Source organism: Phycicoccus sp. CSK15P-2 (genome assembly GCF_016888005.1).
Classification (GTDB): Bacteria; Actinomycetota; Actinomycetes; order Actinomycetales; family Dermatophilaceae; genus Phycicoccus.
On sequence record NZ_JAFDVE010000002.1, the window covers coordinates 211,040 to 237,247 of the forward strand.

The following is a 26,208-nucleotide window of genomic DNA, read 5'->3' on the forward strand; positions in this document are numbered from 1 at the left end:
CTGGGCTAGACTCCTGGCTGCTCTCGGTCCGGGGGCGCCTTCCCAAGAGCAGCAGGAGATGTGCATGTCCGTGGACGTCACCGTCATCGGCCTCGGGTACGTGGGGCTGCCTCTGGTCCAGGAGGCGGTGCGGGCCGGCCTGGTCGTTCGTGGTTTCGACATCAACGGCGGCGTCGTCGACGCTCTCAACGCGGGGCACTCACACATCGACGACATCAGCGACGACGAGCTCGCCGAGATCCTCTCCGGCGGTTTCGAGGCCTCCACCGACGAGGCCGTCATCGCGGATGCCGACACCGTCGTCATCTGCGTACCGACCCCGCTCGGCGAGGACGGAGGTCCCGACCTCCAGGCGGTCGAGGGCTCGGTGCACGCCATTGCCCGTAACCTCACGCCCGGGACACTCGTCATTCTCGAGTCCACGACCTACCCTGGCACGACCGACGAGGTCGTCCGGCCGATCCTCGAGGCCGGAGGGCTCACGGCGGGCACGGACTTCCACCTCGCGTTCTCTCCGGAGCGCATTGACCCCGGCAACGCGCAGTTCGGCGCGAAGAACACCCCGAAGGTCGTCGGCGGCTACACGCCGGAGTGCGGCGACATGGCTGCTGCCTTCTACGGCCGTTTCGTCGACACCGTGGTGCGGGCCAAGGGCACCCGTGAGGCCGAGACGGCCAAGCTGCTCGAGAACACGTACCGTCACATCAACATCGCGCTCGTCAACGAGATGGCGCGGTTCTGCCACGACCTCGGGATCGACCTCTGGGACGTCATCGACGCCGCGAAGACCAAGCCGTTCGGGTTCCAGGCGTTCTACCCGGGTCCCGGCGTCGGCGGTCACTGCATCCCCATCGACCCGAACTACCTCTCCTACAACGTGCGCGCCAAGCTGGGCTACCCGTTCCGCTTCGTCGAGCTCGCCCAGGAGATCAACACGACCATGCCGGCCTACGTCGTCCAGCGGGCCCAGGACCTCCTCAACGAGGACGCCAGGGCGATGCGTGGCGCGACCGTCCTCCTCCTCGGTGTCACGTACAAGCCGAACATCGCCGACCAGCGCGAGTCGCCGGCCGTCCCCGTGGCACGGCAGCTGCTCGACAAGGGCGCGGACGTGCGGTTCCACGACCCGCACGTCTCCTCGTGGTCGGCGTTCGGCGACGTCGTTCCGTGCGTGCCCGACCTCGACGCCGCCGTTCGAGAGGCCGACCTCGTCGTTCTCCTCCAGAACCACCGGGCCTACGACGTGGCGGCCCTGGCGGCCGCGTCGCACCGGTTCTTCGACACTCGCGGCGTCGCGGCCCCAGGTGACCGGGTCCACCGTCTCTGAGGGCGGCGGTCTCCCGCTGCCTTCACCCCTCAGCCCTGCCGAGGCGGCCGACCTCGCGCGACGTCACGGCCTGACCCCCCTCGCCGGACGTCCCCGGCTGCGGTCTTACGTCGCGCAGGTGTGGGAAAGGCGCCAGTTCATCCTCACCCTCTCCTCGGGACAGTCCACGGCGCGCTACCAGAGCAACCGGCTGGGACAGCTGTGGTCGCTGCTCAACCCGGCGCTTCTCGTCGTCAGCTACTTCCTCATCTTCGGGGTGCTGTTGCGCACGAGCAGGGGCGTCGACAACTTCGTCGGGTTCCTGTCGATCGGCGTGGTCCTCTTCGGGTTCAGCGCAGCGGTCATCGGGGCCGGTTCCAAGGCGTTGTCCAGCAATGTCGCCCTCGTACGGGCCCTGCGCTTCCCACGAGCGGCGCTGCCGATCTCGGTCGCCATGACCGAGCTCATCGCGGCGCTTCCGGCCTTGGGTCTGCTCCTCGTTCTCATGCCCGTCCTCGGGGAGCCGATCCGTGTGCAGTGGCTGCTCCTCCCGGTCTCCGTCCTCCTCCAGGTCCTCCAGATCACGGGGCTGTCCCTGGTGGGGGCCAGGCTCGTCGACATCTCCCGCGACCTCGCCAACCTCATTCCCCTGTTCCTGCGCATCTCGCGGTATCTCTCGGGCGTCTTCTTCAGCATCGCCACCTTCTCGGCCGGCTTCCCAGAGCCCGTGGGAGCTGTGCTGCGGTACCAGCCCTTCGCGGTGCAGCTCGAGACGGCGCGACAGTCGCTGATGGCCGAGTTCCCGTTCGAACCCCAGGTGTGGCTGGCCTCGGCGGGGTGGTCCGTGGGCCTCTTCGTGGTCGGCTTCGTGGTGTTCTGGCGGGGGGAGGGCTCCTATGGGCGAGGCTGAGGCGACGCCATCGGTCGTCGTCAGCCACGTCGACATCGTCTACCGCGTCTTCGCCGGTCGCAGGCCGGGCTCGCGTGGACCGCGGTCATGGCTCTCCCGCGACGAGGAGAACCGCTCGGTCCGGACGGTGCACGCCGTGAAGGACGTGTCCTTCGTGGCTCGGCACGGGGAGTCGATCGGGATCATCGGGCGGAACGGCTCGGGCAAGTCGACGTTGCTGCGCGCCGTGGCCGGGCTCATGCCGCCGACCAACGGTCACGTCTGGAGCGACGGCACCCCGTCACTCCTCGGGGTCAACGCGGTCCTCGTCAAGCAGCTCTCCGGAGCGCGCAACATCTACATCGGCGCCCAGGCGCTCGGGCTGTCCAGGGAGGAGGTCGACGACGTCTACGCCGACATCGTCGAGTTCTCCGGTATCGGTGATGCCATCGACCTTCCGATGTCGGCGTACTCGTCGGGGATGGCGGCGCGGCTGCGGTTTGCGATCTCGACCGCGGCGGTCCCGCCGGTGTTGGTCGTCGACGAGGCCCTGGCCACTGGGGATGCCGACTTCCGGGCTCGCAGCAGGGAGCGCATCGAGGGCCTCCGAGAGCGTGCCGGCACGGTGTTCCTGGTGTCCCATTCGGCGGCGTCCATTCGGTCGATGTGCGACCGTGCCATCTGGCTGGACAGCGGAGAGCTGGTCGCCGACGGGCCCGTCGACCTGGTGCTGGAGGCCTACCAGTCGAGCAGCAAGCGCCCACCGAGATCCCATCCGCCGGCCGAGCCGGACGTTCCCGGTGTCGAACGGTGGTCGGGCGACACCAGGTACCACACCTCGGCCCTGACCTCGAGGCGCGGGCTGCAGGACCAGACGGACACGGTCGTGCTCGCGTCCGGTGCCGACCTGGCCCTGGCGCTGGCGTGCGTTCCCGGCGGTGCGTCGGTGGCCGCGCCCGTGCTGCTCACCCACCCGACCCGGCTCATGCGGACGACCCGCGCGGAGATCGAGCGGCTGGGGCCCCAGCAGGTCGTTCTCGCGGGTGGCCCCGGCATCATCGGTGCCGAGGTCGCCGAGGCCGTCGACGCCCTCGGCGTGGTCGTCCACCGGCTCGGCGGCGACGACTCCGTGGCGACCTCACGGGTCATGCTGACCGACCTCACGGAGGTCACGACCCTGGACGTCGTCTACCTTGCCCCCGTCGGGGAGAGCGGCGCGGTGCTGACCGCCGCGATCTCCTCCGAGCCCGGGACGAGCAGGGTCCTCCTGGTGGGAGAAGACGGTCTGACCGCCGAGACGGAAGCGGCTCTGGAGCAACTGTCGGTGCGTGTCATCCGGGTGTTGGCCGACGACGACACCCTCGACGGGGCAGCGCTGGAGCGACTGCGGTCGCTGGCACGCGAGGGGGTGCAGAGAGTCCTGACGCCGACGGCAGCCGCGGCGGCTGCTGCCGTCTCGCAGGACTCGCACGGGCGCGGGGTGGACGTCGTGTACGTTGCCTCCGCGGACGACACCGCGGTCGGCGACGCCGTCACGGGCGCAGGCGTCGCCGAGATGGCGGGCGCACCCTTCCTCCTCGTGGAGCGTGATGACGTCCCCCAGGTGACCCACGAGGAGCTCGAGCGGCTGGCGCCGAGCCACATCGTGCTGCTGGGCGGACCGGCCACCATCACCCCGGCGGTGCGTGCCCGGCTCGCCGACTACCTGGTGTCCGACGCCGACGACGCCGGACCGGCTCCGGCGCTTTGAGGTTCACCTCCCGGCCGGCCTGCGGTACTCCTCGTATCGGTGACCGGACAGGCCGGCGATGGTCCCGACACCCGAGGCCAGCCGCCGGACCGCGAGTGGCCGCAGGTCGGGGCGCAAGAGGGCCAGCGGGGCCAGGACCGCACCGTGCCCAGCTCGCAACACTGCTCTGGCGACCACTCCCGGGACGGCCGACCACCCGCCGATCATCCGCCGGGCCACGGCGTCACCGGCACCGGACCGGTACGCCCGGCGCACGTACCAGTGCCAGGTGAGCCGAGAGGCGTCCACATGCTCGTCGACGACGGCCTCCTCGCACCACTCGATCGTGTGGCCCGCACGTCGCGCTCTGATCGAGAAGTGCAGGTCGCTGGAGCCGGTGTACCGGAAGGCGTCGTCGAACGGCTCCGGCAGGGCCTGCAGAGCCTGCCGCGAGACGAGCAGGTTGTTGGTGTACGCCTTGCTCATCCGTTCGCCGGTTGGCCTTCGGCCCGTGGGGTCGAAGAGGTCGCTGTGCCGTGCCCATGCCGGGGCGTCGTCGGGCAGCAGCCGGTGCGACGGGCCGGTGACGAGGTCGGCACCCGACGCCCGCCAGTGCTCGACGAGCCGGTGGAGCCAGTCGGGGCGGGCGATCTCGTCGTCGTCGATGAACACGACGGCGTCGGCGCCGATGCCGAGGGCCTCCCTGACCACTCGTCGACGCGCCGCGGGGATGCCGGGGTCATCCTCGACCACGTAGGTGGTGGGCCACCCGGTGACCGCCGCGGCATCGGTGGCGGCCGCCCCGCCCGAGCCATCGGCGTCGTTGTCGACGACGACGAGCCCGAGGCGGGCGCCAGGGACCGGGTCGAGGGAGGCCAGACTATCGGCGAGCCGGCGCAGGCCGTCCGGTCGACGGCACGTGGCGACACCGACAACGACGAAGGCATCGGTGCTCAGTGGTCCACCTCCCGGGCGGTTCCTACGGTCAGCGCGGCGCCGGTGGCCTCGCGGACACGCTCCTCGGTGACACCCGGTGCCAGCTCGCGCAGCACGAAGCCGTCCGGGGTGACGTCGATGACGGCGAGATCGGTGATGACCCTGTGGACGACGGCCCGGCCGGTCAGCGGCAGGGAGCACTCCTCGACGAGCTTGGGCGAGCCGTCTCTGGCGACGTGCTCCATGAGAACGATCACCCGCCTCGCGCCGTGCACGAGGTCCATCGCGCCTCCCATGCCCTTGACCATCTTGCCGGGGATCATCCAGTTGGCGATGTCCCCGGTGGAGGACACCTGCATCGCGCCGAGGACGGCGGCGTCCACCTTGCCGCCCCGGATCATCCCGAAGGACGTCGCGGAGTCGAAGTACGAGGCACCTCGGCGGACGGTGACGGTCTCCTTGCCCGCGTTGACGAGGTCGGGGTCGACGGCGTCCTCGGTGGGGTAAGGCCCGACGCCGAGGATGCCGTTCTCGGACTGCAGGACGATCTCGACGTCGTCGGGGATGTGGCCGGGCACGAGGGTCGGCAGGCCGATGCCGAGGTTGACGTAGGCGCCGTCCTCGAGTTCGGCGGCGGCGCGTGCGGCCATCTGCTCGCGGGTCAGGGGCATGTGTCAGGACTCCTCGACGTGTCGCACGGTGCGCTTCTCGATGCGCTTGTCGGCCGCCTGCTCGGGAGTCAGTGCCAGTACCCGGTGGACGTAGACACCCGGCAGGTGGACATCGTCCGGGTCGATCTCGCCCGGCTCCACCAGCTCTTCGACCTCCGCCAGGGTGGTCCGGCCGGACATCGCGCAGAGCGGGTTGAAGTTGCGGCTGGACTTACGGAAGACGAGGTTGCCGTGCCGGTCCCCTTTCCATGCTCGCACGAGGCCGAAGTCGGCGGCGATCGCGTGCTCGAGGACGCACTCTCTTTCTTGTCCGTCCGTGACGAAGACCCGCAGCTCCTTGGCGGGGGAAGCGACGGCCACTCCGCCGGCGCCGTCATAGCGCCACGGCAGCCCACCGTCGGCGACCTGGGAGCCGACACCGGTGGGGGTGAAGAACGCAGGGATGCCGGCGCCACCTGCCCTGAGGCGCTCCGCGAGCGTGCCTTGGGGGGTGAGCTCGACCTCGAGCTCACCCTCGAGGTACTGCCGGGCGAACTCCGTGTTCTCCCCGACGTACGAGGCGATGATCCTGCGGATGCGGTGCGCGCGCAGCAGGATGCCGAGCCCCCAGTCGTCGACCCCGCAGTTGTTGGAGACGACCTCGAGATCCGTCGTACCGGCCCGGTGGATCTCGTCGATGAGGACCGAGGGGATGCCGCAGAGCCCGAAGCCGCCCACGGCAAGGGTGGAGCCGTCGGGTATGCCGGCCACGGCCTCGGTTGCGGTGGCGACGACCTTGTCCATGGCGCGAACTCTAGTGCGGTTGTCGCAAGTCGAGGGTCGCTCCGCACGTTCTCGTGGAACGGTAGGGCTCCGTGGGTCGACCGGCCGCTGAGAAGGGCTCAGATTAAGTGGCTTCTCGTGTGACTCCAGTGTCCTCACGGTGCTTGTGTGTCATTCTGTTGGCGTCCGTGTACCCCTGCTTGCTTGGACATTCCCCATGATCTCGTCTGTTCTGCGGCGCGCTCCTGCCGCTGCCCTCTCCCTCTCCCTGGCGGTTGCGGTGCCTGTCGCACTGACCGGACCCGACCACGCCTCGGCGGAGCCGCGCCCGGTGAGGGCGGGAATGACGTCCTACCCGCTATCCCCGCTCCCCGAGGTCTCCGCGCTCCGGGAGTCCAGGCCCCCCGCGGCCCCGGCCCAGGAGGACGAGTCCCGTTCCACCGAGGTCGAGCTGGGTGGCCGTCCGCACGTCGTCGGCGTCACCTGGCCGGCCGGTGCTGTGGACGAGGGCGCCGAGGTCGAGCTGCGTGAGCAGGTGGACGGCCGGTGGGGGGACTGGCAAGACCTCGAGGCCGACCTCGACGAGGGCCCCGACCCCGGTACGGCCGAGGAGGAGGGCGCACGGGCCGGCACCGCGCCGTGGGTCTCGATGGCCGAGTCGGTCCAGGTGCGGATCGTCGGCGTCGAGGGAGCGGGGGAGGGCGCCCGGCTGGATGTCGTCGACACGACGGTCACCGACGGGGACCGGAGCGTCACCTCAGATGTCCGCGGAGGGGCCTCTGCGGCTGCCACTCGGCCGACGATCTACTCACGGGCCTCGTGGGGCGCGGACGAGAGGATCCGCAAGGGCTCTCCGTCGACCGGCACGGTCAAGGCCGCCATCGTCCACCACACGGCCGGGGCCAACGGGTACTCGTCCTCGCAGGTCCCCGGCATCATCCGGGGGATCTACTCGTACCACGTCAACGGCAACGGTTGGAACGACATCGGGTACAACTTCCTCGTCGACCGCTTCGGCCGGACCTGGGAGGGCCGCTACGGCGGGACAACGAAGGACATCATCGGTGCGCACGCCGCTCCGTACAACAGCTCCACGTTCGGCATCAGCGTCATCGGAGACTTCAGCTCCGTCGAGCCGCCGTCGGCCGTCCCCACGGCCCTGTCGAAGGTCATCGCCTGGCGGCTCGGTCTCAAGCGTGTCAACCCGGCCGGTAGCACGTCGCTCGAGGGCATGGGGACCTCGCCCACCGTCATCGGGCATCGCGACGTCAATCAGACGTCCTGCCCGGGCGCTCGCCTGTACGCCAAGCTCGGTGCGATCCGCACCAGGGCCAAGAGCTACCAGGGTGTGATGCTCTACGGCTCGAGCATCGACCGCTCCTCTTTCTCCTACGGGGGCTCGGGCATTCGTGCCAAGAGCGTCGCGAGCCGTGGACTGACCTGGAGGCTGACCATCACCAGCCCCTGCCGCAGTGAGATGGTGCGGCGGGTTACGGGCACGGTCTCCGGTGCGGGGTCCTTCACCGCGTCGTGGAACGGCCGGATGACCGACGGCCGCCAGGCGCCGCCCGGTGAGTACCGCTTGGCGCTGGGCGCGAGCTCCGGGAGCGGAACGGTGAACACCGCCGTCTCGAAGACCTGGACGGTACGGGTCACCGGGACCACCGCAGCACCGCCCGGCTACTGTCCACCCCGGCTGTCCGGCCCCAGCCGGTACGACGTCGCGGTGGCCACGGCGTTCGAGAAGACCCCGAACAGCCCGCGAGTGGTGCTGGTCAGCGGTGAGGAGAAGGGGATGACCGACGCCCTCGTCGCCGCCCCGCTCGCCCAACGGCGCTCCGCGGCGCTGCTCCTCACCGCGGCGAACGCCTTGCCGGACGTCACCGCCGGGGAGATCTCGCGGCGGAAGGCCACCGAGGTCACCATCGTCGGTGGCCCGGCCACGGTGTCCGCGGCGGTCGTGAGCCAGCTGAGGTACCTCGGCGTGCGGACGATCGACCGCGTGAGCGGCGAGGACCGCTACGAGGTCGCCGCGAGGGTCGCGTCGCGTGTGACGCAGGGTGGCGCGGCTCCCGACGTCTTCGTCGCCAGCGGTTCGCGGGCCGCGGCCGCGGACGGCCTCGTCCTGTCCGGGCCTGCGACCGCACTGACCCGGCCGATCCTCCTCGTGGGATCCGGTGTTCCCGAGCCCACTCGGAAGGCTCTGAGCGAGCTAGGCACCACGCGCACCGTGGTGGCGGGAGGCCCGCGGACCGTCTCGGCCGCGACGCTCTCCGCGCTGCCACGCGCGACCAGGCTCGGCGGCGAGGACCGGTACGCGGTGTCCGGCGCGGTGGCCACCTGGGCGAGGAAGAACGGTGTCGCGGAGAACCGGGTCCTGGTGTCGTCCGGCCAGACCGAGTCCCTCGCCGACACGCTGTCCGGTGGACAGCTCCGCCGGGTGATCCTCTACGTGCGGAGCACCTCGGCCCCGTCCGTGACGAGACAGTGGCTGGCGGACGCCGATGGTCTGGACTCGATCACCGTCCTCGGCGGGCCCGACAGCGTCTCCCTCCTCGTCGGGGGTACCGTGCAACGAGCGCTGACCGGATGACGCACGACCGGCTGCGCAAGGCTCTGGCGGTGCTCGCGCTGGTGAGCGCGGCGAGCACGGTCCCGGCCGCTGCGGACACCCCGTGGGGTGCCGACCAGGCCAGGCCGAACCCGGGCGCGCCGTCGCCCGAGGACGGGCCGGCGGTGGCGGCGGCCGAGGGCGCCGGCGTCGCCGCCGCGGACTCCTCGACGTGGCGCCTGTCCGGCGCAGGCTGGGGCCACGGGGTCGGCATGAGCCAGTACGGCGCCATGGAGATGGCCAAGGACGGGTACTCCGCCGCCCAGATCCTCGGGCACTACTACACGGACACCGGCTACACGACCGTCGACGACACCGCCCCCGTGCACGTCAACCTCCGGCACGGCGTCTCCTCGACCACCGTCTCGACCTCCTCGCTCTCCGCCGGGGGAGGGACGCTGCGGGTCGTCGCCGGCGGCACGTCGATGGTCGGACCCTCCGGTGCGTCGGCGACGGTCAGGCCCTCCGGCAGCGGTGTGGTGGTCTCGTGCTCGCGCTGCACCCCCACCTCGCTGACCGGTGGCTCGGCGTCGGTCTACTGGGACGACGGGAGGACCCTGCTGACGAACGACGGCACCCGCTACCGTGACGGCTCCGTGACGGTGTCCCGCACGCCGTCCGCCTCGACGCTCGAGGTGGTCGCCCGGGTCCGGCTGCACGACGAGTACCTCGACTACATCCGCGAGGTGCCGTGGTCCTGGCCGTCGGCTGCGCTCCAGGCCCAGGCCGCGGCCGCGCGGGGCTACGCGTACGCCGCGGTACGGTCGGGCATCCGCCCGTCGTGCAGTTGTCATGTCTACGACACCACCGAGAGCCAGGTCTTCGGCGGCTACCCGTCCGGGAGCGACCTCAACTACTGGTCCAGATGGACTGACGCGGTGCGTGCCGCCGGCTCGGCCGGCCGGGGCTATGTGGTGACCTACGGGGGTGAGGTCGTCCAGGCCTTCTACTCCTCCTCGACCGGTGGACGGACCCAGAACAGCGAGGACGGTTTCAGTGCCGCGCTGCCGTACCTGCGTAGTGTCGACGACCACTGGTCGCTCCGCTCCAGCAACCCACGTCGGTCCTGGTCCTCGGCGCCCGCTCGCAGCACGCTGGCCGGGGTATTCGGCCTCTCCGACGTCGCCCGGCTGGACCTGTCCTCGAGATACGTCTCGGGGGCGGTACGGTCCGCACGCGCGACCTCGGCGTCAGGGGCGACCGCCGCGGTCTCGGGAGCGACGCTGCAGTCCCGGCTCGGTCTGTCCTCGACCTACGTCCAGCGGCCGGTGACCCGCTACGGGGGCGCGACGAGGTACTCGGTCGCCGCAGCCGTCTCGGCCTCGCACCTGCCGTCGGCCACCACGGTCGTCATCGCGAGTGGAGAGGATGGAGGCCGCGCCGACGCTGCGGTGAGCGGACCGCTCGCCCAGGCGTTGGCCGCGCCCCTGCTCCTCACCCGGTCCGCGGGCCTGCCGTCGGAGACCCGCCGTGAGCTGACGCGTCGTACCGCCTTGAGGCAGGCCGTGGTCGTCGGTGGTGAGACCACGGTGAGTGCGGACGTCGTCCGTCAGCTGCAGGCGCTCGGGCTCACCGTGACCCGGATCGGCGGAGCGGACCGTTACGAGGTCTCCGCCAGGGTCGCGAGTCGTGTCGGCCGCAGCGCCTCGGTCGGCGCGGTCGTGGTCGCCTCGGGCTCCGCCCTGGCCGACGCGCTCGGTGCCGGCGGCCCGGCGGGCGCAGAGCGGGAGCCGATCCTGCTCACCCGCCAGGACAGCGTGCCCGGTCCGCTCCTCGATGCGCTCGACGAGCTGGAGGTGAACGCGGTGCGGGTGCTCGGGGGCACGGCCTCGGTCGGGGACGCCGTGGTCGGCGCGCTCGACGACCGGCCGGGCACGTCCGTCCTCCGCCTGTCCGGGAGGGACCGATACGACGTCGCGGCCGAGGTCGCGGGGTTCTACCGGCCCCGGCTGGCCGCAGTGACGCGGGCGTCCGTGACGAGTGGTACCGACGCCGCGCTCACCGATGCCCTCACGGCCGGAAGCCTGCCGCAGATCGCCTTGCTGACCAGGCCGAACGGCTTTCCCGGCTCCTCCGCCGAGGTGCTCCAGCGGTCCGGGGACCTCGCGGGTCTCGATGTCCTCGGGGGCACGACATCCGTGCCCTCGTGGGTGGCGACGGCAGCTGCCCGGTCCTGACGTCACGCCGTGCTCCGCAGTGGTGGCGGAGAAGTACACCGCTGTAATTCGGCCGAATGGGTTGCGACGCGCCCGTAACGGGTGAGAAAACTGTGATGCCTGGTGAGCAGATGTGACGTGTGATGCGGATGTGATGCTGGCCTGGCGGCGCTGGAATCCCTGCCTCCGGCGCCCCTCACGTTCGGATGGAGCTCTCGCGTGTCCCTGCCCAAACCCGAGTCACTGCCGTCCTGGCGCGGTCCGGTCCGTGTCCTCGGTGCACTGTCGGCCACCGTCGTCGCCCTCCCGCTGGCGGGCGGGAGCGCGCAGGCCGCGAGCGTGCCGCTGCCGAAACCGAGCCGGTCGCTGCCGAGCGCCCTCGACGTCGCACCCCCGTACCAGAAGGGCACGCGCTGCCTCAACGAGAGCCAGCCGGGTCCCGTCGCGTTCGCCAAGCTCCTCAACGCCACCTACGGCTCGCACACCTACGGTGTCCTGCGCAAGTGCGACCAGGAGCACGGAGAGGGCCGAGCCCTGGACTGGATGCTCGACGCGCGCCGCTCCGGCGACCTCGCGATCGGCAACACGGTGACGCGGTGGCTCGCGGCGCCCGACTCCCAAGGGCGCCAGGGGGCCATGGCGCGCCGGTTCGGCATCAACTACATCGTCTGGAACCGTCAGATCTGGAAGGCCTGGGCCCCGGAGCGCGGTTGGCAGGCTTACACCGGGTCCTCTCCCCACACCGACCACATCCACCTGTCCTTCACCTGGGACGGTGCCTACCAGCGGACGTCGTGGTGGACCGGCACGGCCGTGGTCGACTACCTGACCGGTCCGAAGAGTGGCGGGAGCGCCGGTGGCTCGACCTCGTCGAGCCCGAAGCCCACCGCGGCCGAGCTGCGGCCGTTCGTGAGCGTCGGGCTCCAGCGAGGGTCGCGCGGGGCTGCCGTCGCGATGCTCCAACGGGCTCTCGGTGGGATCGCCGTGGACGGGGACTTCGGCCCTATCACCGAGCACGCGGTCAAGATCTACCAGAAGAACCACGGCATGTGGCAGAACGGCCGGGTCGGGCGGACCGTGTGGAGACAGCTCGTCACGGAGGCCGAGGAGCGGGCAGGCTCCTCCGGCTCGGTCTCGACCCCGCCGGCCACCCTCACCTCGGCGCAGCTCGCGAGGTATGTCGGAGTGCCGCTGAGCCGGGGCTCGCGGGGTGAGGCCGTCCGAGTGCTCCAACGGGCTCTCGGTGGGATCACCGTGGACGGGGACTTCGGCCCCATCACCGAGCGTGCCGTGAAGCTCTTCCAGAAGAAGCACGGCATCTCGCAGAGCGGTCGGGTCGGCCGGACGGTGTGGCGTGCCCTCGCCGGCCAGAAGCCGGGCTCCTCGGGGTCCGGTTCCTCTTCCTCCTCGTCATCCTCGACCGCGACGAGCCCACTCGCGCAGTACGCGAAGATCACCCTTCGCCTGTGGAGCCGCGGTGAGGCGGTCAAGGCGGTACAGCGGAGCATCGGCGGGCTGGTCGTCGACGGCAGCTTCGGGCCGAAGACGCTCGCGCGGGTGAAGGCGTGGCAGAAGTCCCGCGGCCTCGCGGTCGACGGTGTGATCGACGCCAAGGACTGGAAGGTCCTCATCGCGCGGTCCACCTCCGACGGCGCGTCGTCGTCGTCGTCGAAGGGAGGCTCCTCATCCTCGTCATCCACGACGTCATCGGCCATGACCACCCGGTTCACCGCGCTGAAGTCGACGACCCTGAGGAAGGGCTCAAAGGGGTCGGCGGTGCGGACCCTCCAGGCCACGATCCGCGGCGGGGTGAACGTCGACAGCACGTACGGGACGGCGACGGAACGCCGGGTCAAGGCTGTGCAGAAGGCGGCCGGCCTCCCGGTGACCGGGGTCGTCGACCGCAAGACGTGGGACGCCGTGGAGCGCATGGCCCACCCGCTCCTGCCCTACTGGGGCACGGTCCTCAAGCGCGGTTCGGCGGGCAAGGCCGTCACGGCCCTGCAGCAGGCGATGGGCGGTGACGTCAACGTCGACGGGACCTTCGGGACGGCCACCGAGCGCCGGGTGAAGGAAGTGCAGAAGGCGGCGAAGATCGCCCGGACCGGCGTCGTCGGCACCGTCACGTGGAAGGCCGTCGAGGCGCAGATGCGCTGACCGACCACTCCACGGCGCCGAGGGTGTCACGCGTCGCGCGTGACACCCTCGGCGCGCAGACGGGCCGCCAGGGCCCGTCTGTCCGGTGTGCCCCGGGTGAGCACCAGTGACCCGTCCCCGGCCCAGGCGCCCAGGGCCAGCCGCAGCAGCGTCTCGGTGTCGGACGTCGCCGTGTGGACCCGCTCGGTGGGGCCGGCAGCCGGGACGAGGTCGCCGAACGTCGTGGTCCCGTCGGGGTCGACCAGGGCGTCGTGCGTGGGGCCTGGTACGTCCCACGGCACGAGGACGTCGCCGTGCGCCGAGAGGTCGCGAGCCTCGTCGAGGGCTCCCGGAGGGACCGGTCCCGACGCCGACCTCGAGAGTGCGGCCAGGGTGACCAGGACCGTCCCGCGCCCGGTGGCGCGCACCGGGTCGTCGGTGACGACGACGTCGGCGTCGGCATCCGGGAGCACGACGCACGCGCCGACCGACCAGGCCGCCAAGGCCCAGTAGAGCGTGCGCCAGTGCGGGGGCAGGGCGAGGAGGACCCGTGTCCCGGGGCCGGCGTCGAGCTCGTCCTGGAGCAGGTTGCCGGCCTTGGCGACCCAGTTGCCGAGCACCCGAGCGGACAGCTCGATGCGTTCACCACGGGTCGGGCCGTCGGTGTCGTCGTACGCGGTGACCCGGGGGCGGCCGGGGTCGGACGCGAGGAGCCGGGCGAGCAGGGCGGGCACAGTCTCGATGGTCACCGCCCGCACGCTAGCAACGCGCCCGCCGCGGCTAGGCTCGCGTGCCATGACCGATGCCCCGCGCCGCCGTGACGTGGGCTCGTTCCTCACGGCCGTGGGCCTCGGGGCGGGGGTGTGGGTCGTCGTCGTGACGGCGTCCGGTGGCGTCCTCGGCGCGCTCGGCTGGTGGACCCCGGTGCTCGGCTGGCCGGTGGCGCTCGCCGGAGTCCCCCTGGCGCTCTGGACGCTGCGCCGGGTGCCGGGCGTCCCGATGGGCTCCGCCGCGGCCACTGCCATGGTCGCGCTCTGCCTCGGGTTCGCCGGCTACGCGGCGGCGACGCACTCCGAGCACGTCCTGCCCCGCCGCGATGCCGCGAGCAACCTCCAGGCGGCCATCTCCCTGGCCGGCACCCACGAGCGGGTCGTCCCCGTCGACGTCTCGGTCATCGGCGGAGCCGGGCCGCTCGAGCGCGGCGACGTCACCGTCGCCAGCGCCGCGTTCTACGAGGTCGGCAGCGCGTCCGACCCGGCGGTCCAGCCACAGTTCCTCCTCGCCCCGGCGGTGGTCTACGGCTACGGGGTCTGGCTGGGCGGGCCCGGGTTCGCCCAGCTGCTGCCGGCGGTGGTCATGGCGCTCGCGCTGCTGCTCGTCGGTCTCGTGACCGCCCGGCTGACGCGGCCCTGGTGGGGGGTGGCCGCCGCCGGTCTCACCGGCCTGCTCTTCCCGGTCCTCAACGTCGCCCGCGGCACGTACTCCGAGCCGCTGGCGCTCGTGACGCTGCTCGGCGGGCTGCTCGCCGTGACCCTCGTGGCCGCCGAGGACGACGACGGCCGAGCCCGCCGGCTCGCGCTGGTCGGTGGGGTACTGGTCGGCGGCACCGGCCTGTCCCGGATCGACTTCCTCCGCGAGGCGATGCTCCTCCTGCCCCTCCTCGCGGTCGCGGCGGCGCTGGGGCGGCGGTGGGTACGGCCCGCGCTGCTCGGCCTCGGCCTCGCGACCCTCGTCTCCATGGCGCTCGCGTGGGGCCTGTCGTACCGGTACCTCGGCGACATCCACGCCAGCCTCGTGCCGCTGCTCGTCATCTTCGCGGTCGTCGGCGCGGGGTCGTGGGCCGGCCTGAGGCTCTGGCGGTCCGGGCGACGCCTGCCCGGGGCCGTGGTGCGGCGGGCGCCGGACGTCGCTGCGGGCCTGGTCGTCCTCGTCGGCCTCGTCCTGTGGTCCCGGCCGTGGTGGATGACCGTCCGGCAGGACCCGGACGACCCCGGCGCGCGGTACGTCGCCGGGATGCAGCGCCGCCAGGGGCTGCCCGTCGACGGCGGCCGCACCTACGCCGAGCACACCGTCGACTGGCTCTCCTGGTACGTCGGATGGGCCGCGCTCGTCGTCGCCCTCGTCACCCTGGCTCTGGCCCTGCGGACGGCCCTGCGCTCGCTCGCCGTTGGGCGGCTGGAGCCGTGGGCCCCGGCGCTCGTCGTCGCCGCCGGGTCCACCGTCCTCACCCTGCTCCGGCCGGGCATCACCCCGGACCACCCCTGGGCCGACCGGCGCCTGCTGGTCGCCCTGCCGTTCGTCGTCGTCCTCGTCTGTGTCGCGGCCGCATGGGGCGCCCGCCGGCTCGAGGCGGCAGGGGGGCGGTGGGGGGTACCGGCCGTCGCCGCGGTGCTCGTCGCCGGGGTCGGCGTGCCGGCGGGCCTGGCCACCTGGCCCTTCCGCGGGGTCGGGGTCGAGCGGGGGTCGCTGGCGGCCGCCGCCGACGTCTGCGCGGTGCTGGACCGGGACGTCGTCGTGCTCGGGATCGACAGCCGGGCGTCGACCGAGTGGCCGCAGGTCGTGCGCGGGATGTGCGGGAGTCCCTCGTTCGTCGCGACCACATCCGTGCGCGAGGACCCGGAGCGGCTCGCGGCGGTCGTCGACGAGCTGGCCAGCGGGGCCGCGGCCGGAGGAGGCCGGCTCGTGCTGCTCGCGGCGGACGGCCCGGAGGCCATCGAGGAGCTCGGGCTCACGCCACGGCCGGTCGTCGATATCCGCTTCCCGGAGGAGGAGCACGCGCTCGACCGCCCGCCCCGGCGGACCGACCTCGGCGGCATCCGGGTGTCCGTCGCGGACGTGCCGGCCCCGTGAGCGTCAGGCCCGGGTGAAGGCCTCCGCGACCCGGCGTTGTACGGCGTTGCAGGTGTGGGCGTCGACGGCGACGACGAGCCCGGGGCGGGTGGAGCGCGGAGAGTACGGCGTGCCGTCCGGATGCCCGACGGCGCCGCCGGCCTCGGTGACCATGAGCGTCCCAGGCGCATGGTCCCAAGGGTTGGAGCGGGAGTAGACGATGTAGTCGGTCTCGCCCTCCATGAGCTTGGGGTAGTCGACGCCGCAGCACACCCAGGACAGCCGCATCGGGGGGAGACCGTCCAGGGCGTGCCCGCGCAGCGACCACATCGAGGTCGCCCCCCGTGGCTCGGCGTCCTCGGCGACCGGCGTGCACGTCATCCGCTCGTCGTCGCGGAAGGTCCCGGCGCCCCGCTCGGCGGTCCAGGTGACGCCGTGCTCGGGTTGGTGGATCCAGGCCCGGACGGTTTCGCCGCCGACGACCTCGGCGACCATGACGGCGTGGTCGGGCGAGCCGTTCACGAAGTTCTTCGTGCCGTCGACGGGGTCGACGGTGAAGGCGTGCTCGGCCGCGAGGTAGCGGTCCAGGAGCGTGTGGTCCAGCGCGAAGGCCTCCTCGCCGAGCACGGCGGCGTCGGGGTAGGCGTCGCGCAGGGCGGCGGACAGGAGGACCTCGGCCTCGCGGTCGGCGACGGTCACGAGGTCGCCGGGGTTCTTCTCCATCACCTCGCCCTCGCCGAGCGAGCGGAACCGGGGGGTGATGACCTCGGCAGCGACCTCCTGGAGGAGGTCGCGGACGGCGTCGGTCGAGAGGCCGGGCATGGCGTCAACAGTTCCACATCGGTGCGCGAGCACCAAAACGGGAGACTTCTCTTCGGCAGGCGCAGAGTTGGGACCGGAAGGCTCTTGACTGCCACGGGTCAGGACGCTGCGGTAGTGAACACCTCCGCCTCGGCGAAGTGAAGATAGTTGGCCCCGGCCAGCTGCACCATCACGTAGCGACCGGATGTTGGAACGTCGATGACTGTCGGTGCACCCATCTGACCGGACTGGTGACTCGACCACACCCCAGGCTGCGTAGCCTGCTCGCCAGGCGAAAGTGCTGTATCGAAGGGCTCTTCTGACACGAACAACCAGAAGTCGGTGGTGCGGTCCGAGCAGCAGTCAGTTCGGTTCCAGAGATGCACGGACTCGATATCGGCGACGTCACCGAGGTCCACCTGCCACCAGGCGTGCTCCTCGTAGTTGGTGTGAATCACCGACCCGACACCCCAGTTGCCATCGGTGACGCCATCTACCGCCCTCCCCGGAACTCCGCCGGCGGCGGTGGACGAGGAGGTGGCAGTCTTGCCGCGAGCCACGTTGTCCAGGCCGCTGGTGTCCGGGAGAGCATCCACGTTCACCGTGTAGGTGCCTACGTACCCGGGCCGTTCCACCACGAGCTGGTACTCACCTGCCGGTAGCTCCTTGACCTGGTGGCCACCTACCGTCCCTAGGCTGGTTCCTGAGGCGTCCAGCACCTTGGAGAACGTTCCATCGACGGCGTGGCCGGACCCGTCGAACACGACTGTGCGGCCGCCCTCGGGGACGGTGAAGGAGTACACGTCCTTGGATGCGGTGGTCTCCAGGCTTCCCGGCACCTGGTGTCGCGACCCCGCCGATCTTGCCTGGCTCGATCTTCTGACCGATCTCCAGGTCGAACTCGTCATCGGCAGGCTTGACGAACGTGTCGACTGAGTAGGTGCCGGTGGTCCCGGCCCGGCCCACGATCAGCTGGTAGGTCCCAGCGGGGAGCTGGTACTCGTGATGGCCATAGACGTTGCCGTAGGACTTCCCGGACTCATCGACCACCTGGGAGGCGGTGTCCCACAGCACTGCACCAGCGCCGTCGAAGACCACGGTGCGGCCGCCCTCGGGGACGGTGAAGGAGTACACGTCCTTGGATGCGGTGGTCTCCTGCGACCCGGCACCTGGTGTCGCGACCCCGCCGATCTTGCCTCCTGACTTGGCTCATTCGGTTAGTGCGTGAGTTCCGTTCTGGCTCAGGGCGTCGAGGTGGGCTTGCTGCTGGTCGGGGATCGCGGGTGGGAAGGTCTGCTGGGCGCCGTTGATCGCGATGGTGGCTGAGCGCAGGGGTCGGAGCTGGCGGACCAGGTTGCGGATCGCCAGCCCGGTGCGGGCCTGGGCTTCACGGGCCACCGCGAGGGCGGTGACGACGATGGTCAGGTGCGCCTCGATCGCCTCGCGGAGGGGGTACCCCCTGCACGGAGTGCTTGGGGGCGGGTGGAACATGGGCCGGGCGCGTAGGTCGGTCTTGGACATCCGGAAGGACTGCTCGACCCGCCACAGGTCGTGATACGACCCGATGACCTCGTCGGCGGGCATGAGCGTGGCGGGGATGTTGGTCACGTACCCCTTCAGCCCGACCAGGCAGCGGGCCCTGGTCAGCGAGGCGGTGTCGAGGGTGAGCGCGCCACCAGTGGTCTTGACGAACCGCGGCGTGCGGGTGGCCTTCTCCCCGGCGATGACCGCTTGGGCGCGGTGCTCCTGCAACGTGAGGGTCTTGGCGTCCCGCGCGGCGCGCTTCGCGCTGTAGGCCCACACTGCCCGCCACGAGCCGGGATGCTCGCTGGGGTCCCACACCGGTTCGGCACGCTGGCGGACGTCGTTGACCGCCGCCGCGGCCCGGGTCGCCACCCTCGGGGTGATCGTGTCGATGACTTGTCCGTCGGTGAAGGCGTCCCCGTGCCAGCGGAAGTACGACGCCAGGTCGCCTGGGGCTTTGGCCGCGCGGGAGCCGACGATGAAGCGGACGCCGGCCGCGTCGAGCTCCTTCAAGTTCGTGGCGGAGAGCATGCCGGCGTCGGCGACCACCGCCATCGACTCCAGCGCGTGCCGCTCCTGGAAGGAGCGGATGATCGGTAACAAGGTGGTCGTCTCCGCCTTGTTTCCCTCGAAACAGCCGACCTCGAGCGGAAACCCGCGACGGTCCACCAGCAGCCCGACCACGACCTGCGGGTCGACCCGCCGTTCTTTGGAGTAGCCGACCTTGCGCAGCTCGTCCTCACGCTCGGCCTCGAAGTACAACGTCGTCACGTCATAGAGCACCAGCGAGAGATCCCCGCTGGTGGAGGCGTGGGCGTAGCAGGCGGCCGCCACCTTCTCCCGGTACCCGCGCTCCTGCGCCCGGGTCAGGGTCCGTTTCATCGTCGCGTAGCTGGCCGGCGCCACCCCCAGCTCACCCAGGACCCGGCCGCAGTCCAGCAGCGAGGTCGGCTCCACCACCCGCGCGATCACCAGATCCTTGAACACCCCATCCGACAGGGCCACCTCGAACCCGAGCCGGTCGTACACCCCGACCAGTGCCTCGTACAGCACCCGCGAGCTCGTGCCCACCACCCGACCCGGCCCGTCCCGGCCCGCCGAGGCCGACACCGCCCCACCGGACAGCAGTCCCGACGGTTCGCCCGTGGCCACCAGAGCAGTCACCACCGGGGACGGTCCCACGCCCAGCTCCAGCACCCCCTGCCCCGGATCGGCCAGTAGCTCCCGGGCGCGTTCCAGCAGCACCCCCAACTCGGCCTCGGTGTGCGCCGACCCGACATGCGCGAGGATCCGCTGCCGGCCCTCGCCGTACTCAGCGACCTGGACCGCCGTCGCGCCCGAGGCCGTCCTCACCCGCCGAATGAACGCCACCCAGCGACCCTAGGACACCCGCTTAGTGCGTGAAACCACACCACCCCACGCCACATCACCCCAGGTCAGAGACCCGAGCACTCCCCAGCCGGCAACACGTGAGCCAAGTCAGGCCGGACTCACATACACCGTCAACCTTCCGCACGTCCTGGCCCAGCTGGCCCTGAAGGCCCACGCTTTCGCCGGCCGCAAGACCCGACGTGACGCCATCGACATCTGGCGGCTCGCCGAGGCCGCCCGACAAGCCGGCTACGGCCCCACCGCCTGGCCGGCCGGTGCGACGACACGCGACACCCACAGACTGCTGCGACAGCACTTCACGACCCCCACCGGTGCAGGCATCAACGCGCTCCGGGTGACCACAGGCGATGCCGCGCGCGTTCGCCTCCTCGTCGCGCGACTACTGCCTCCCCACCAGGAAGTGCTACCCGGCGGTGGGTTCGAACACGACGTCGACCCAGTAGTTAGATGAGCTCCACGAGCTGGAGGGGAACGCATTCCCGGCCTGATAGGTGTACACCCCTCCACCCGCGAGGGCTGTCAGTGGCCCACGGGTACGCGCTTCCGACATTCCACCCTGGGTGTAGGAGTAGTGGCCGACGTTCGTGTGGTACGACGCCACATAGGTGGTGTCTGCTGAGATGGTTACCGGACTCTCGAAAAGGAGAGTCTGCCAACCGCTTTCAGACTCATCCGTGAACTCGCCAGTAGCTAGCAGCTGCCCTGAGGCGGTCCACAGGCTGCCGACGTGGGCACCCGTATTGCCTGGCTGCTTGAAGAACCGAACGCCACTGACGACGCCTGGGGCATCGGCCACGAACCGGACTCCCAGATTCACGGCATTGGAGTCTGACGCTTCACGTGCGGTTGACGGCGTGGATGCGTCCCACACACCGCACGGACAGGTGACGGGTGCGTTGGGGTCAGGTTCGACACTGGTGTCGATGGTGTAGTCACCGACGAAGCCCTCGCGGGCGACCACGATCCGGTAGGCCCCAGCAGGCAGCTCGTACACGCGCTTGCTGTACACCTCGCCGTAGGACTTCCCGGAGGCATCGATCACCTTCGACCCGCCCAGAGCGTTGCCCCACCCATCGAGGACAACCGTTCGGCCGCCCTCAGGCACCGTGAACGAATACACGTCCTTGGATGCCGTGGTCTCCAACCGGCCGGCACCCGGGGCGGTCTCCCCGCCGATCTTGCCCGGCTCGATCTTCTGACCGATCTCCAGATCGAACTCGTCATCAGCCGGCTTGACGAACGTGTCGATGCTGTAGTCACCCACGAAGCCCTCGCGGGCGACCACGATCCGGTAAGCCCCAGCAGGCAGCTCGTACACGCGCTTGCTGTACACCTCGCCGTAGGACTTCCCCGAGGCATCGACCACCTTCGACCCGCCCAGAGCGTTGCCCCACCCATCGAGGACAACCGTGCGCCCACCCTCGGGCACCGTGAACGAGTACACGTCCTTGGATGCCGTGGTCTCCAACCGGCCAGCACCCGGGGCGGTCTCCCCGCCGATCTTGCCCGGCTCGATCTTCTGACCGATCTCCAGATCGAACTCGTCATCAGCCGGCTTGACGAACGTGTCGATGCTGTAGTCGCCGGTCATTCCGGCCCGGCCCACGACCAGCTGGTAGGTCCCAGCGGGGAGCTGGTACTCGTGATGGCCATAGACGTTGCCGTAGGACTTCCCGGACTCATCGACCACCGTCGAGGCCGTATCCCACAGCACTCCACCAGCACCGTCGAAGACCACCGTGCGACCACCCTCGGGCACGATGAACGAATACACGTCCTTGGACGCGGTGGTCTCCTGCGACCCGGCACCTGGTGTCGCGACCCCGCCGATCTTGCCCGGTTCGATCTTCTGACCGATCTCCAGGTCGAACTCGTCATCGGCAGGCTTGACGAACGTGTCGACTGAGTAGGTGCCGGTGGTCCCGGCCCGGCCCACGATCAGCTGGTAGGTCCCAGCGGGGAGCTGGTACTCGTGATGGCCATAGACGTTGCCGTAGGACTTCCCGGACTCATCGACCACCGCCGAGGCCGTGCTCCACAGCACTGCACCAGCGCCGTCGAAGACCACCGTGCGACCACCCTCGGGCACGGTGAACGAGTACACATCCTTGGACGCGGTGGTCTCCTGCACTCCCGCACCTTCAGCAGCCACTCCGCCGATCTTGCCCGGTTCGATCTTCTGACCGATCTCCAGATCGAAGTGCTCGGGGAGGGGCCTCGCCTGCGTCTCGACACTGTAGGTCCCCGTCATCCCGGCTCGGCCCACGACCAGCCGGTACTCACCGGCAGGGAGCTCGTACTCGTTGTGGCCATAGACCGACCCGTAGGACTTCCCGGCAGCGTCGACCACCTGGGAGGCGGTGTCCCACAGCACTCCACCAGCACCGTCGAAGACCACCGTGCGACCACCCTCGGGCACGATGAACGAATACACGTCCTTGGACGCGGTGGTCTCCTGCGACCCGGCCCCGGGTGCCGCGACCCCGCCGATCTTGCCCGGCTCGATCTTCTGACCGATCTCCAGATCGAACTCGTCATCAGCAGGCTTGACGAACGTGTCGATGCTGTAGTCGCCGGTCATTCCGGCCCGGCCCACGACCAGCTGGTAGGTCCCAGCGGGGAGCTGGTACTCGTTGTGGCCATAGACGTTGCCGTAGGACTTCCCGGACTCATCGACCACCGTCGAGGCCGTATCCCACAGCACTCCACCAGCACCGTCGAAGACCACCGTGCGACCACCCTCGGGCACGATGAACGAATACACGTCCTTGGACGCGGTGGTCTCCTGCGACCCGGCACCTGGTGTCGCGACCCCGCCGATCTTGCCCGGTTCGATCTTCTGACCGATCTCCAGGTCGAACTCGTCATCGGCAGGCTTGACGAACGTGTCGACTGAGTAGGTGCCGGTGGTCCCGGCCCGGCCCACGATCAGCTGGTAGGTCCCAGCGGGGAGCTGGTACTCGTGATGGCCATAGACGTTGCCGTAGGACTTCCCGGACTCATCGACCACCTGGGAGGCGGTGTCCCACAGCACTGCACCAGCGCCGTCGAAGACCACGGTGCGGCCGCCCTCGGGGACGGTGAAGGAGTACACGTCCTTGGATGCGGTGGTCTCCTGCGACCCGGCACCTGGTGTCGCGACCCCGCCGATCTTGCCTGGCTCGATCTTCTGACCGATCTCCAGGTCGAACTCCTCAGGCTCGACGGCCATGACCGGCAACTCGTAAGTGTCAACGGGACCCTGCTTGCCGGTGACGCTCAGGCGGTAGGTGCCCGCGGACAGCGCTTCGTACAGCAGATGGTTGTTGCGGTCCGTGGGCTCCACCACCTTCCCCGTGTCGTCGTTCAGGAGCTCCGCGCGAACCGCAGGAGCGGCGCTTGTCTCGACCAGGACCGGAGCGTTCGCGGCCTCAGCATCGATGGTGAACTGGTACTCATCGGCGGCACCCGGTGTCTCGATCGTCCCGAGTCCTTCGCCCAGGTCGGGAGAGGCTACGAACGGCAGAGCCAGGCCCTCAGCAACATCCGGATCCGGCGCGTTGAGCGCGACCCGCAGCGAGTCGACAGCAAGCCCCGATCCCGAGATGGCGTGCACATTCCGGGTGCCGAACTGCGCCTTGAGGGCATCGCCCACGTGGGGCAGCGGCACGGTGATGGAGTAGGCCGTGTATGCGGTACCGGCGGGTGTGACTCCGACGCCGTCGATGGAGATGTCGGTACCAGGGGGACCTGACAGCACGACCCCACTGTCGTTGAGGGAGAACATCGCGCCTGTCGCACCGTCAACGTTCACGGCGAGCTCATGATCCGCGGACGGGGACCCGAGGACGACGACCCGTGCATCCAGCTGAGCCGTGTCGTGGCGGGGGATGGACAGCACCCCGAACTTGTAGGGAGCATCGTCGAAAAACGGGCCGGCTCCGCGTGAGGAGTCATCGAGCTGCACCGTGGTTTTCGACTGAAGGCTCACAGGAACCGCCCCGTCGTAGTTTTGCTCGAGCACTCCGTCCTCGTTGAATCCAACCTGCGCGGGATCGATGACCGACGGGGTCGCCGCCGCGGCTGCCGCGAAAGAGGCGTCGCTCGTCACGAGAGTGTCCAGCACGCACGCTTCCATCGGCGCGCCGCTCGCTACCCCCGCATCGAGACAGGACGCGTTCGCGAGATCGATCTGCGAAGGCGAGAAGTCGCCAAGCGTCACGATGTTCTCCGGGAAAGACCGGTCGGTGAAGGTCTCGGTCGACTCCCCGTTCTCATAGGTGAAGAGGGCCTCTTCGGCATCCACACGCCAGGCATCAGCAAAACGCCCGTGCAGCACGCTGAGATCCGATGCCGCGTTCAAGACGGTGCCATCGCGCAGGGCGAGATCGTTCGCGGCATTCCCGTCGTTGTCACCGAGCAGTCCCGCGCTGGTGACCCCTTCGGGAGCCACGATACGCAGATTTTCCGCGCTCCTACCGGTCATGGTCAATCCATCCGGGCCACTGATCGCCCACACGCCACGTACGTGTGCGATGGCGAGCCCACCGTCCGTGACCATGAAACCGTCCAGCGACAGAGGTTCGCCATTCAGCAGGGCGGCCGAGCCGACAAGCTCTACGCGGTCTTCACCTGCGCCGAACGCGGCCGTCCCCATCACCGAGACGTTAGACGACGCAGCAACGAACCTTCCTTGAACCACAGATCCGGCGGCTGTTCTTGCCAGAACGAATTCCCCGACGCTTTGGAGGTCATAGAACCTGCGGTCCATGGTCACCAAGTGCGGATCCCCGAATAGGTTGAAGCCAAGCAGATCGGCGATGTCGAGAATCAGCTCGACAGTGAAGTAGACGTCGACCACCAGCATGATGATCTGGCCCAGGAGAGGGATGAAGTTCGCCGTGGTACTCAGGCCGATGCGGATTGCGTACCTCTCCAGCAGTCCCGCCAATTTTCTGGCCATGCCTTCGGTGATCGCCCGCTGGATGAACTTCTCCCCGCCGCGCTCGACAATCCGAATTGTTCCGTCAATGGCTGCATGTCGGAGACCAGCGGAGGCGCCAGAGCCGACCAAAGAGCGAACAGAACTCTCGATGACAACACCTTCGAGCTCGCGCATCAACTCACGAACGAGCGCTTCCTCGGTGATCTTCGCCGACGCGCTAAACATCGCACGAGCGGTAACGTCCAGCACCTTCTGCGCAGCCTGCGTCCCCAACTTCGTCGTGAGGTTGATGAGCTGTCGACTTATCAAATGGAGCGACTCCTGGGTCACTATCTCCTTGATGTCGGTGTGCCAGGTCTGGCGCGGCTTAGTGGTCGGCGCTTTCCTGTGCTCGACGTCGCCATCGTGAGCATACTTCGAGACGTCCACGTAGTCCGCAACCCCGTTGCCGTTGCAGTCGGACCCGCTGGGCATCTTTCCGGCAGGGATGTCCTGCCCATCTTCAGCGAGTTCCATCGCCATTTCGCACTTCTCTTGCGCCTCAATCTCCTCCTCGGAAACCTGGCGTTTTTGGCAGCGCACGGCGGTCCTGTCGATCATGATGACGCCTTCTATAGGTGCGTGCACCTCGTAGCGCCATCCGTCGACTTTGTTGGGGTCTCCTTCCGAACACCTCTTTCCGCGGTAGAACGAATCCGTGTACTTCCCGGTCAAGTCCCACACGTCCGCCGGATGGTCGCTGTTCTCCCCAATCGCTTCTGCGTAGTCGGTTGCTTGAACCCAAGCATCACTGGCGCTTTCGACCCAACTGCTCTTCAGCTCGACCACTTTGACTTCACTGGTGGAAGAACCAGGGTTGTAGGTCATGACGTCCAGACGCCGGGTATCGGCGGGCATCGACGTTTCCCACTGCATCGTGGGCGGGACCGCCCAGAGCGAACCGCCTGTCTGTCGCGCGATGAACCGTCCCTGCGCGACATACTCCGCTATCCCCTCCCACAGCCCGTAGATCTCCTCGGGGTTCGCTGCCCGCGTGGGGTCAATGAGGTGCTGGAGGCGACCACGGTTCATGCGCGCCCCGTAGTTGGCGATGCACTCCCACCCTTGCGGAGAAGCGAAGGGCCTGGCGGTTGTGTCCGGTCGTGACGAGTTGGGCTCACACGGCACGACGACTGGTTCCGCATGGGCCGCTGGCGCTTGGACGACGGTGGTGGCAACACCGCCACCGACAACCGTGAGGGCGGCGACGACGACTCTGACGACCGAGCAGCGGAACGACACGACTAGACATCTCCCCGATATCCTCTTGCCACAACCCCTCCGGCAATGGCCGGGGAGAAAGTATCCGAACTTGGGCGTGCCGTAAAGTCGAGCCCGGAGTTGCCCCGCCGTCGATGCACCCCTTCCCTTGTCGCTAGTGTCGCGTGTAGTTAGTTGATTTACGGTTGGTGTGCTGGGACGATGAGGTATGGCGAATCGTCCGGCTCCGGCGTTGGTGTTGCGTGAGGGTGACCGGGAGGAGCTGGCGCGTTTGACGAGGTC

Annotated in this window: 16 protein-coding genes; 8 read left to right on the forward strand and 8 right to left on the reverse strand. The window is 69.6% G+C overall.

Going from position 1 to position 26,208, the window contains the following annotated elements; genetic code table 11:
- The first annotated feature begins 64 nt into the window (after nt 1-64).
- From JQN72_RS01630 to JQN72_RS01640, 3 genes are read left to right on the forward strand one after another with little or no spacing between them, the layout of a single operon-like run.
- Nucleotides 65-1,327: a nucleotide sugar dehydrogenase gene (locus tag JQN72_RS01630; RefSeq protein ID WP_204133403.1), complete on the forward strand. Its 1,263-nt coding sequence runs from the start codon at nt 65-67 to the stop codon at nt 1,325-1,327.
- Nucleotides 1,305-2,216, forward strand: a complete 912-nt coding sequence (locus tag JQN72_RS01635; protein WP_204133404.1) for an ABC transporter permease — start codon at nt 1,305-1,307, stop codon at nt 2,214-2,216. The genes JQN72_RS01630 and JQN72_RS01635 overlap by 23 nt, the downstream gene beginning before the upstream one ends.
- A complete protein-coding gene (locus JQN72_RS01640; protein WP_204133405.1) occupies nt 2,203-3,945 on the forward strand; it encodes an ATP-binding cassette domain-containing protein in 1,743 nt (580 codons plus the stop codon). The genes JQN72_RS01635 and JQN72_RS01640 overlap by 14 nt, the downstream gene beginning before the upstream one ends.
- A gap of 3 nt (nt 3,946-3,948) precedes the next feature.
- On the opposite strand, the gene JQN72_RS01645 is transcribed toward JQN72_RS01640, so the two are convergent.
- Genes JQN72_RS01645 through JQN72_RS01655 form a run of 3 tightly spaced genes read right to left on the reverse strand, consistent with a single transcriptional unit; the run spans nt 3,949 to nt 6,314 of the window.
- Nucleotides 3,949-4,881, reverse strand: coding sequence for a glycosyltransferase family 2 protein (locus JQN72_RS01645; protein ID WP_255541691.1), 933 nt, complete (start codon nt 4,879-4,881; stop codon nt 3,949-3,951).
- On the reverse strand, nt 4,878-5,531 hold the full coding sequence (locus JQN72_RS01650; RefSeq protein WP_204133406.1) for a CoA transferase subunit B: 654 nt from the start codon (nt 5,529-5,531) through the stop codon (nt 4,878-4,880). The genes JQN72_RS01645 and JQN72_RS01650 overlap by 4 nt, the downstream gene beginning before the upstream one ends.
- Nucleotides 5,532-5,534: 3 nt before the next feature.
- Nucleotides 5,535-6,314 carry a CoA transferase subunit A gene (locus tag JQN72_RS01655; protein WP_204133407.1) on the reverse strand — a complete coding sequence of 260 codons (780 nt, stop codon included), beginning with the start codon at nt 6,312-6,314 and terminating at the stop codon, nt 5,535-5,537.
- A 322-nt stretch (nt 6,315-6,636) separates the two neighbouring features.
- Here JQN72_RS01655 and JQN72_RS01660 point away from each other — a divergent pair, with 322 nt between their 5' ends.
- The 3 genes from JQN72_RS01660 to JQN72_RS01670 all read left to right on the forward strand — a co-directional run bounded on the left by JQN72_RS01660 (nt 6,637) and on the right by JQN72_RS01670 (nt 13,217).
- The gene (locus JQN72_RS01660; protein ID WP_204133408.1) at nt 6,637-8,886 is read left to right on the forward strand and encodes a cell wall-binding repeat-containing protein; all 2,250 of its coding nucleotides are present in this window, start codon (nt 6,637-6,639) and stop codon (nt 8,884-8,886) included.
- Nucleotides 8,883-11,081, forward strand: a complete 2,199-nt coding sequence (locus tag JQN72_RS01665) for a cell wall-binding repeat-containing protein (RefSeq protein ID WP_204133409.1) — start codon at nt 8,883-8,885, stop codon at nt 11,079-11,081. Before JQN72_RS01660 ends, JQN72_RS01665 begins: the two co-directional genes overlap by 4 nt.
- A gap of 198 nt (nt 11,082-11,279) precedes the next feature.
- Nucleotides 11,280-13,217 carry a peptidoglycan-binding protein gene (locus JQN72_RS01670; RefSeq protein ID WP_204133410.1) on the forward strand — a complete coding sequence of 646 codons (1,938 nt, stop codon included), beginning with the start codon at nt 11,280-11,282 and terminating at the stop codon, nt 13,215-13,217.
- A gap of 26 nt (nt 13,218-13,243) precedes the next feature.
- Here JQN72_RS01670 and JQN72_RS01675 read toward each other — a convergent pair whose 3' ends face one another.
- Complete coding sequence (locus JQN72_RS01675; RefSeq protein ID WP_307812360.1) at nt 13,244-13,945, reverse strand: TIGR03089 family protein; 702 nt, start codon at nt 13,943-13,945, stop codon at nt 13,244-13,246.
- A gap of 46 nt (nt 13,946-13,991) precedes the next feature.
- On the opposite strand from JQN72_RS01675, the gene JQN72_RS01680 reads away from it, so the two are divergent.
- A complete protein-coding gene (locus tag JQN72_RS01680; protein ID WP_204133412.1) occupies nt 13,992-16,046 on the forward strand; it encodes a hypothetical protein in 2,055 nt (684 codons plus the stop codon).
- 3 nt (nt 16,047-16,049) lie between these two features.
- Here JQN72_RS01680 and JQN72_RS01685 read toward each other — a convergent pair whose 3' ends face one another.
- The gene (locus JQN72_RS01685) at nt 16,050-16,847 is read right to left on the reverse strand and encodes an inositol monophosphatase (protein ID WP_204133413.1); all 798 of its coding nucleotides are present in this window, start codon (nt 16,845-16,847) and stop codon (nt 16,050-16,052) included.
- A 98-nt stretch (nt 16,848-16,945) separates the two neighbouring features.
- Nucleotides 16,946-17,629: a discoidin domain-containing protein gene (locus JQN72_RS01690; RefSeq protein WP_204133414.1), complete on the reverse strand. Its 684-nt coding sequence runs from the start codon at nt 17,627-17,629 to the stop codon at nt 16,946-16,948.
- 4 nt (nt 17,630-17,633) lie between these two features.
- Here JQN72_RS01690 and JQN72_RS18660 point away from each other — a divergent pair, with 4 nt between their 5' ends.
- Entirely contained in the window at nt 17,634-17,762 is a 129-nt protein-coding gene (locus tag JQN72_RS18660) for a hypothetical protein (protein WP_255541692.1), read from the forward strand.
- Nucleotides 17,763-18,035: 273 nt separating this feature from the next.
- On the opposite strand, the gene JQN72_RS01695 is transcribed toward JQN72_RS18660, so the two are convergent.
- On the reverse strand, nt 18,036-19,721 hold the full coding sequence (locus JQN72_RS01695) for an IS1634 family transposase (protein WP_204133415.1): 1,686 nt from the start codon (nt 19,719-19,721) through the stop codon (nt 18,036-18,038).
- Between the two features lie 424 nt (nt 19,722-20,145).
- The gene (locus tag JQN72_RS01700) at nt 20,146-25,737 is read right to left on the reverse strand and encodes a DUF4082 domain-containing protein (RefSeq protein ID WP_204133416.1); all 5,592 of its coding nucleotides are present in this window, start codon (nt 25,735-25,737) and stop codon (nt 20,146-20,148) included.
- Nucleotides 25,738-26,208: the final 471 nt, after the last annotated feature.

Bases quoted from the DNA above. Each gene is read 5' to 3' on its own strand.
- JQN72_RS01630 (WP_204133403.1), top strand. From the start codon at position 65: ATGTCCGTGGACGTCACCGTCATCGGCCTCGGGTACGTGGGGCTGCCT.
- JQN72_RS01640 (WP_204133405.1), top strand. From the start codon at position 2,203: ATGGGCGAGGCTGAGGCGACGCCATCGGTCGTCGTCAGCCACGTCGAC.
- JQN72_RS01650 (WP_204133406.1), bottom strand. From the start codon at position 5,531: ATGCCCCTGACCCGCGAGCAGATGGCCGCACGCGCCGCCGCCGAACTC.
- JQN72_RS01655 (WP_204133407.1), bottom strand. From the start codon at position 6,314: ATGGACAAGGTCGTCGCCACCGCAACCGAGGCCGTGGCCGGCATACCC.
- JQN72_RS01660 (WP_204133408.1), top strand. From the start codon at position 6,637: ATGACGTCCTACCCGCTATCCCCGCTCCCCGAGGTCTCCGCGCTCCGG.
- JQN72_RS01665 (WP_204133409.1), top strand. From the start codon at position 8,883: ATGACGCACGACCGGCTGCGCAAGGCTCTGGCGGTGCTCGCGCTGGTG.
- JQN72_RS01680 (WP_204133412.1), top strand. From the start codon at position 13,992: ATGACCGATGCCCCGCGCCGCCGTGACGTGGGCTCGTTCCTCACGGCC.
- JQN72_RS01685 (WP_204133413.1), bottom strand. From the start codon at position 16,847: ATGCCCGGCCTCTCGACCGACGCCGTCCGCGACCTCCTCCAGGAGGTC.
- JQN72_RS01700 (WP_204133416.1), bottom strand. From the start codon at position 25,737: ATGAACCGTGGTCGCCTCCAGCACCTCATTGACCCCACGCGGGCAGCG.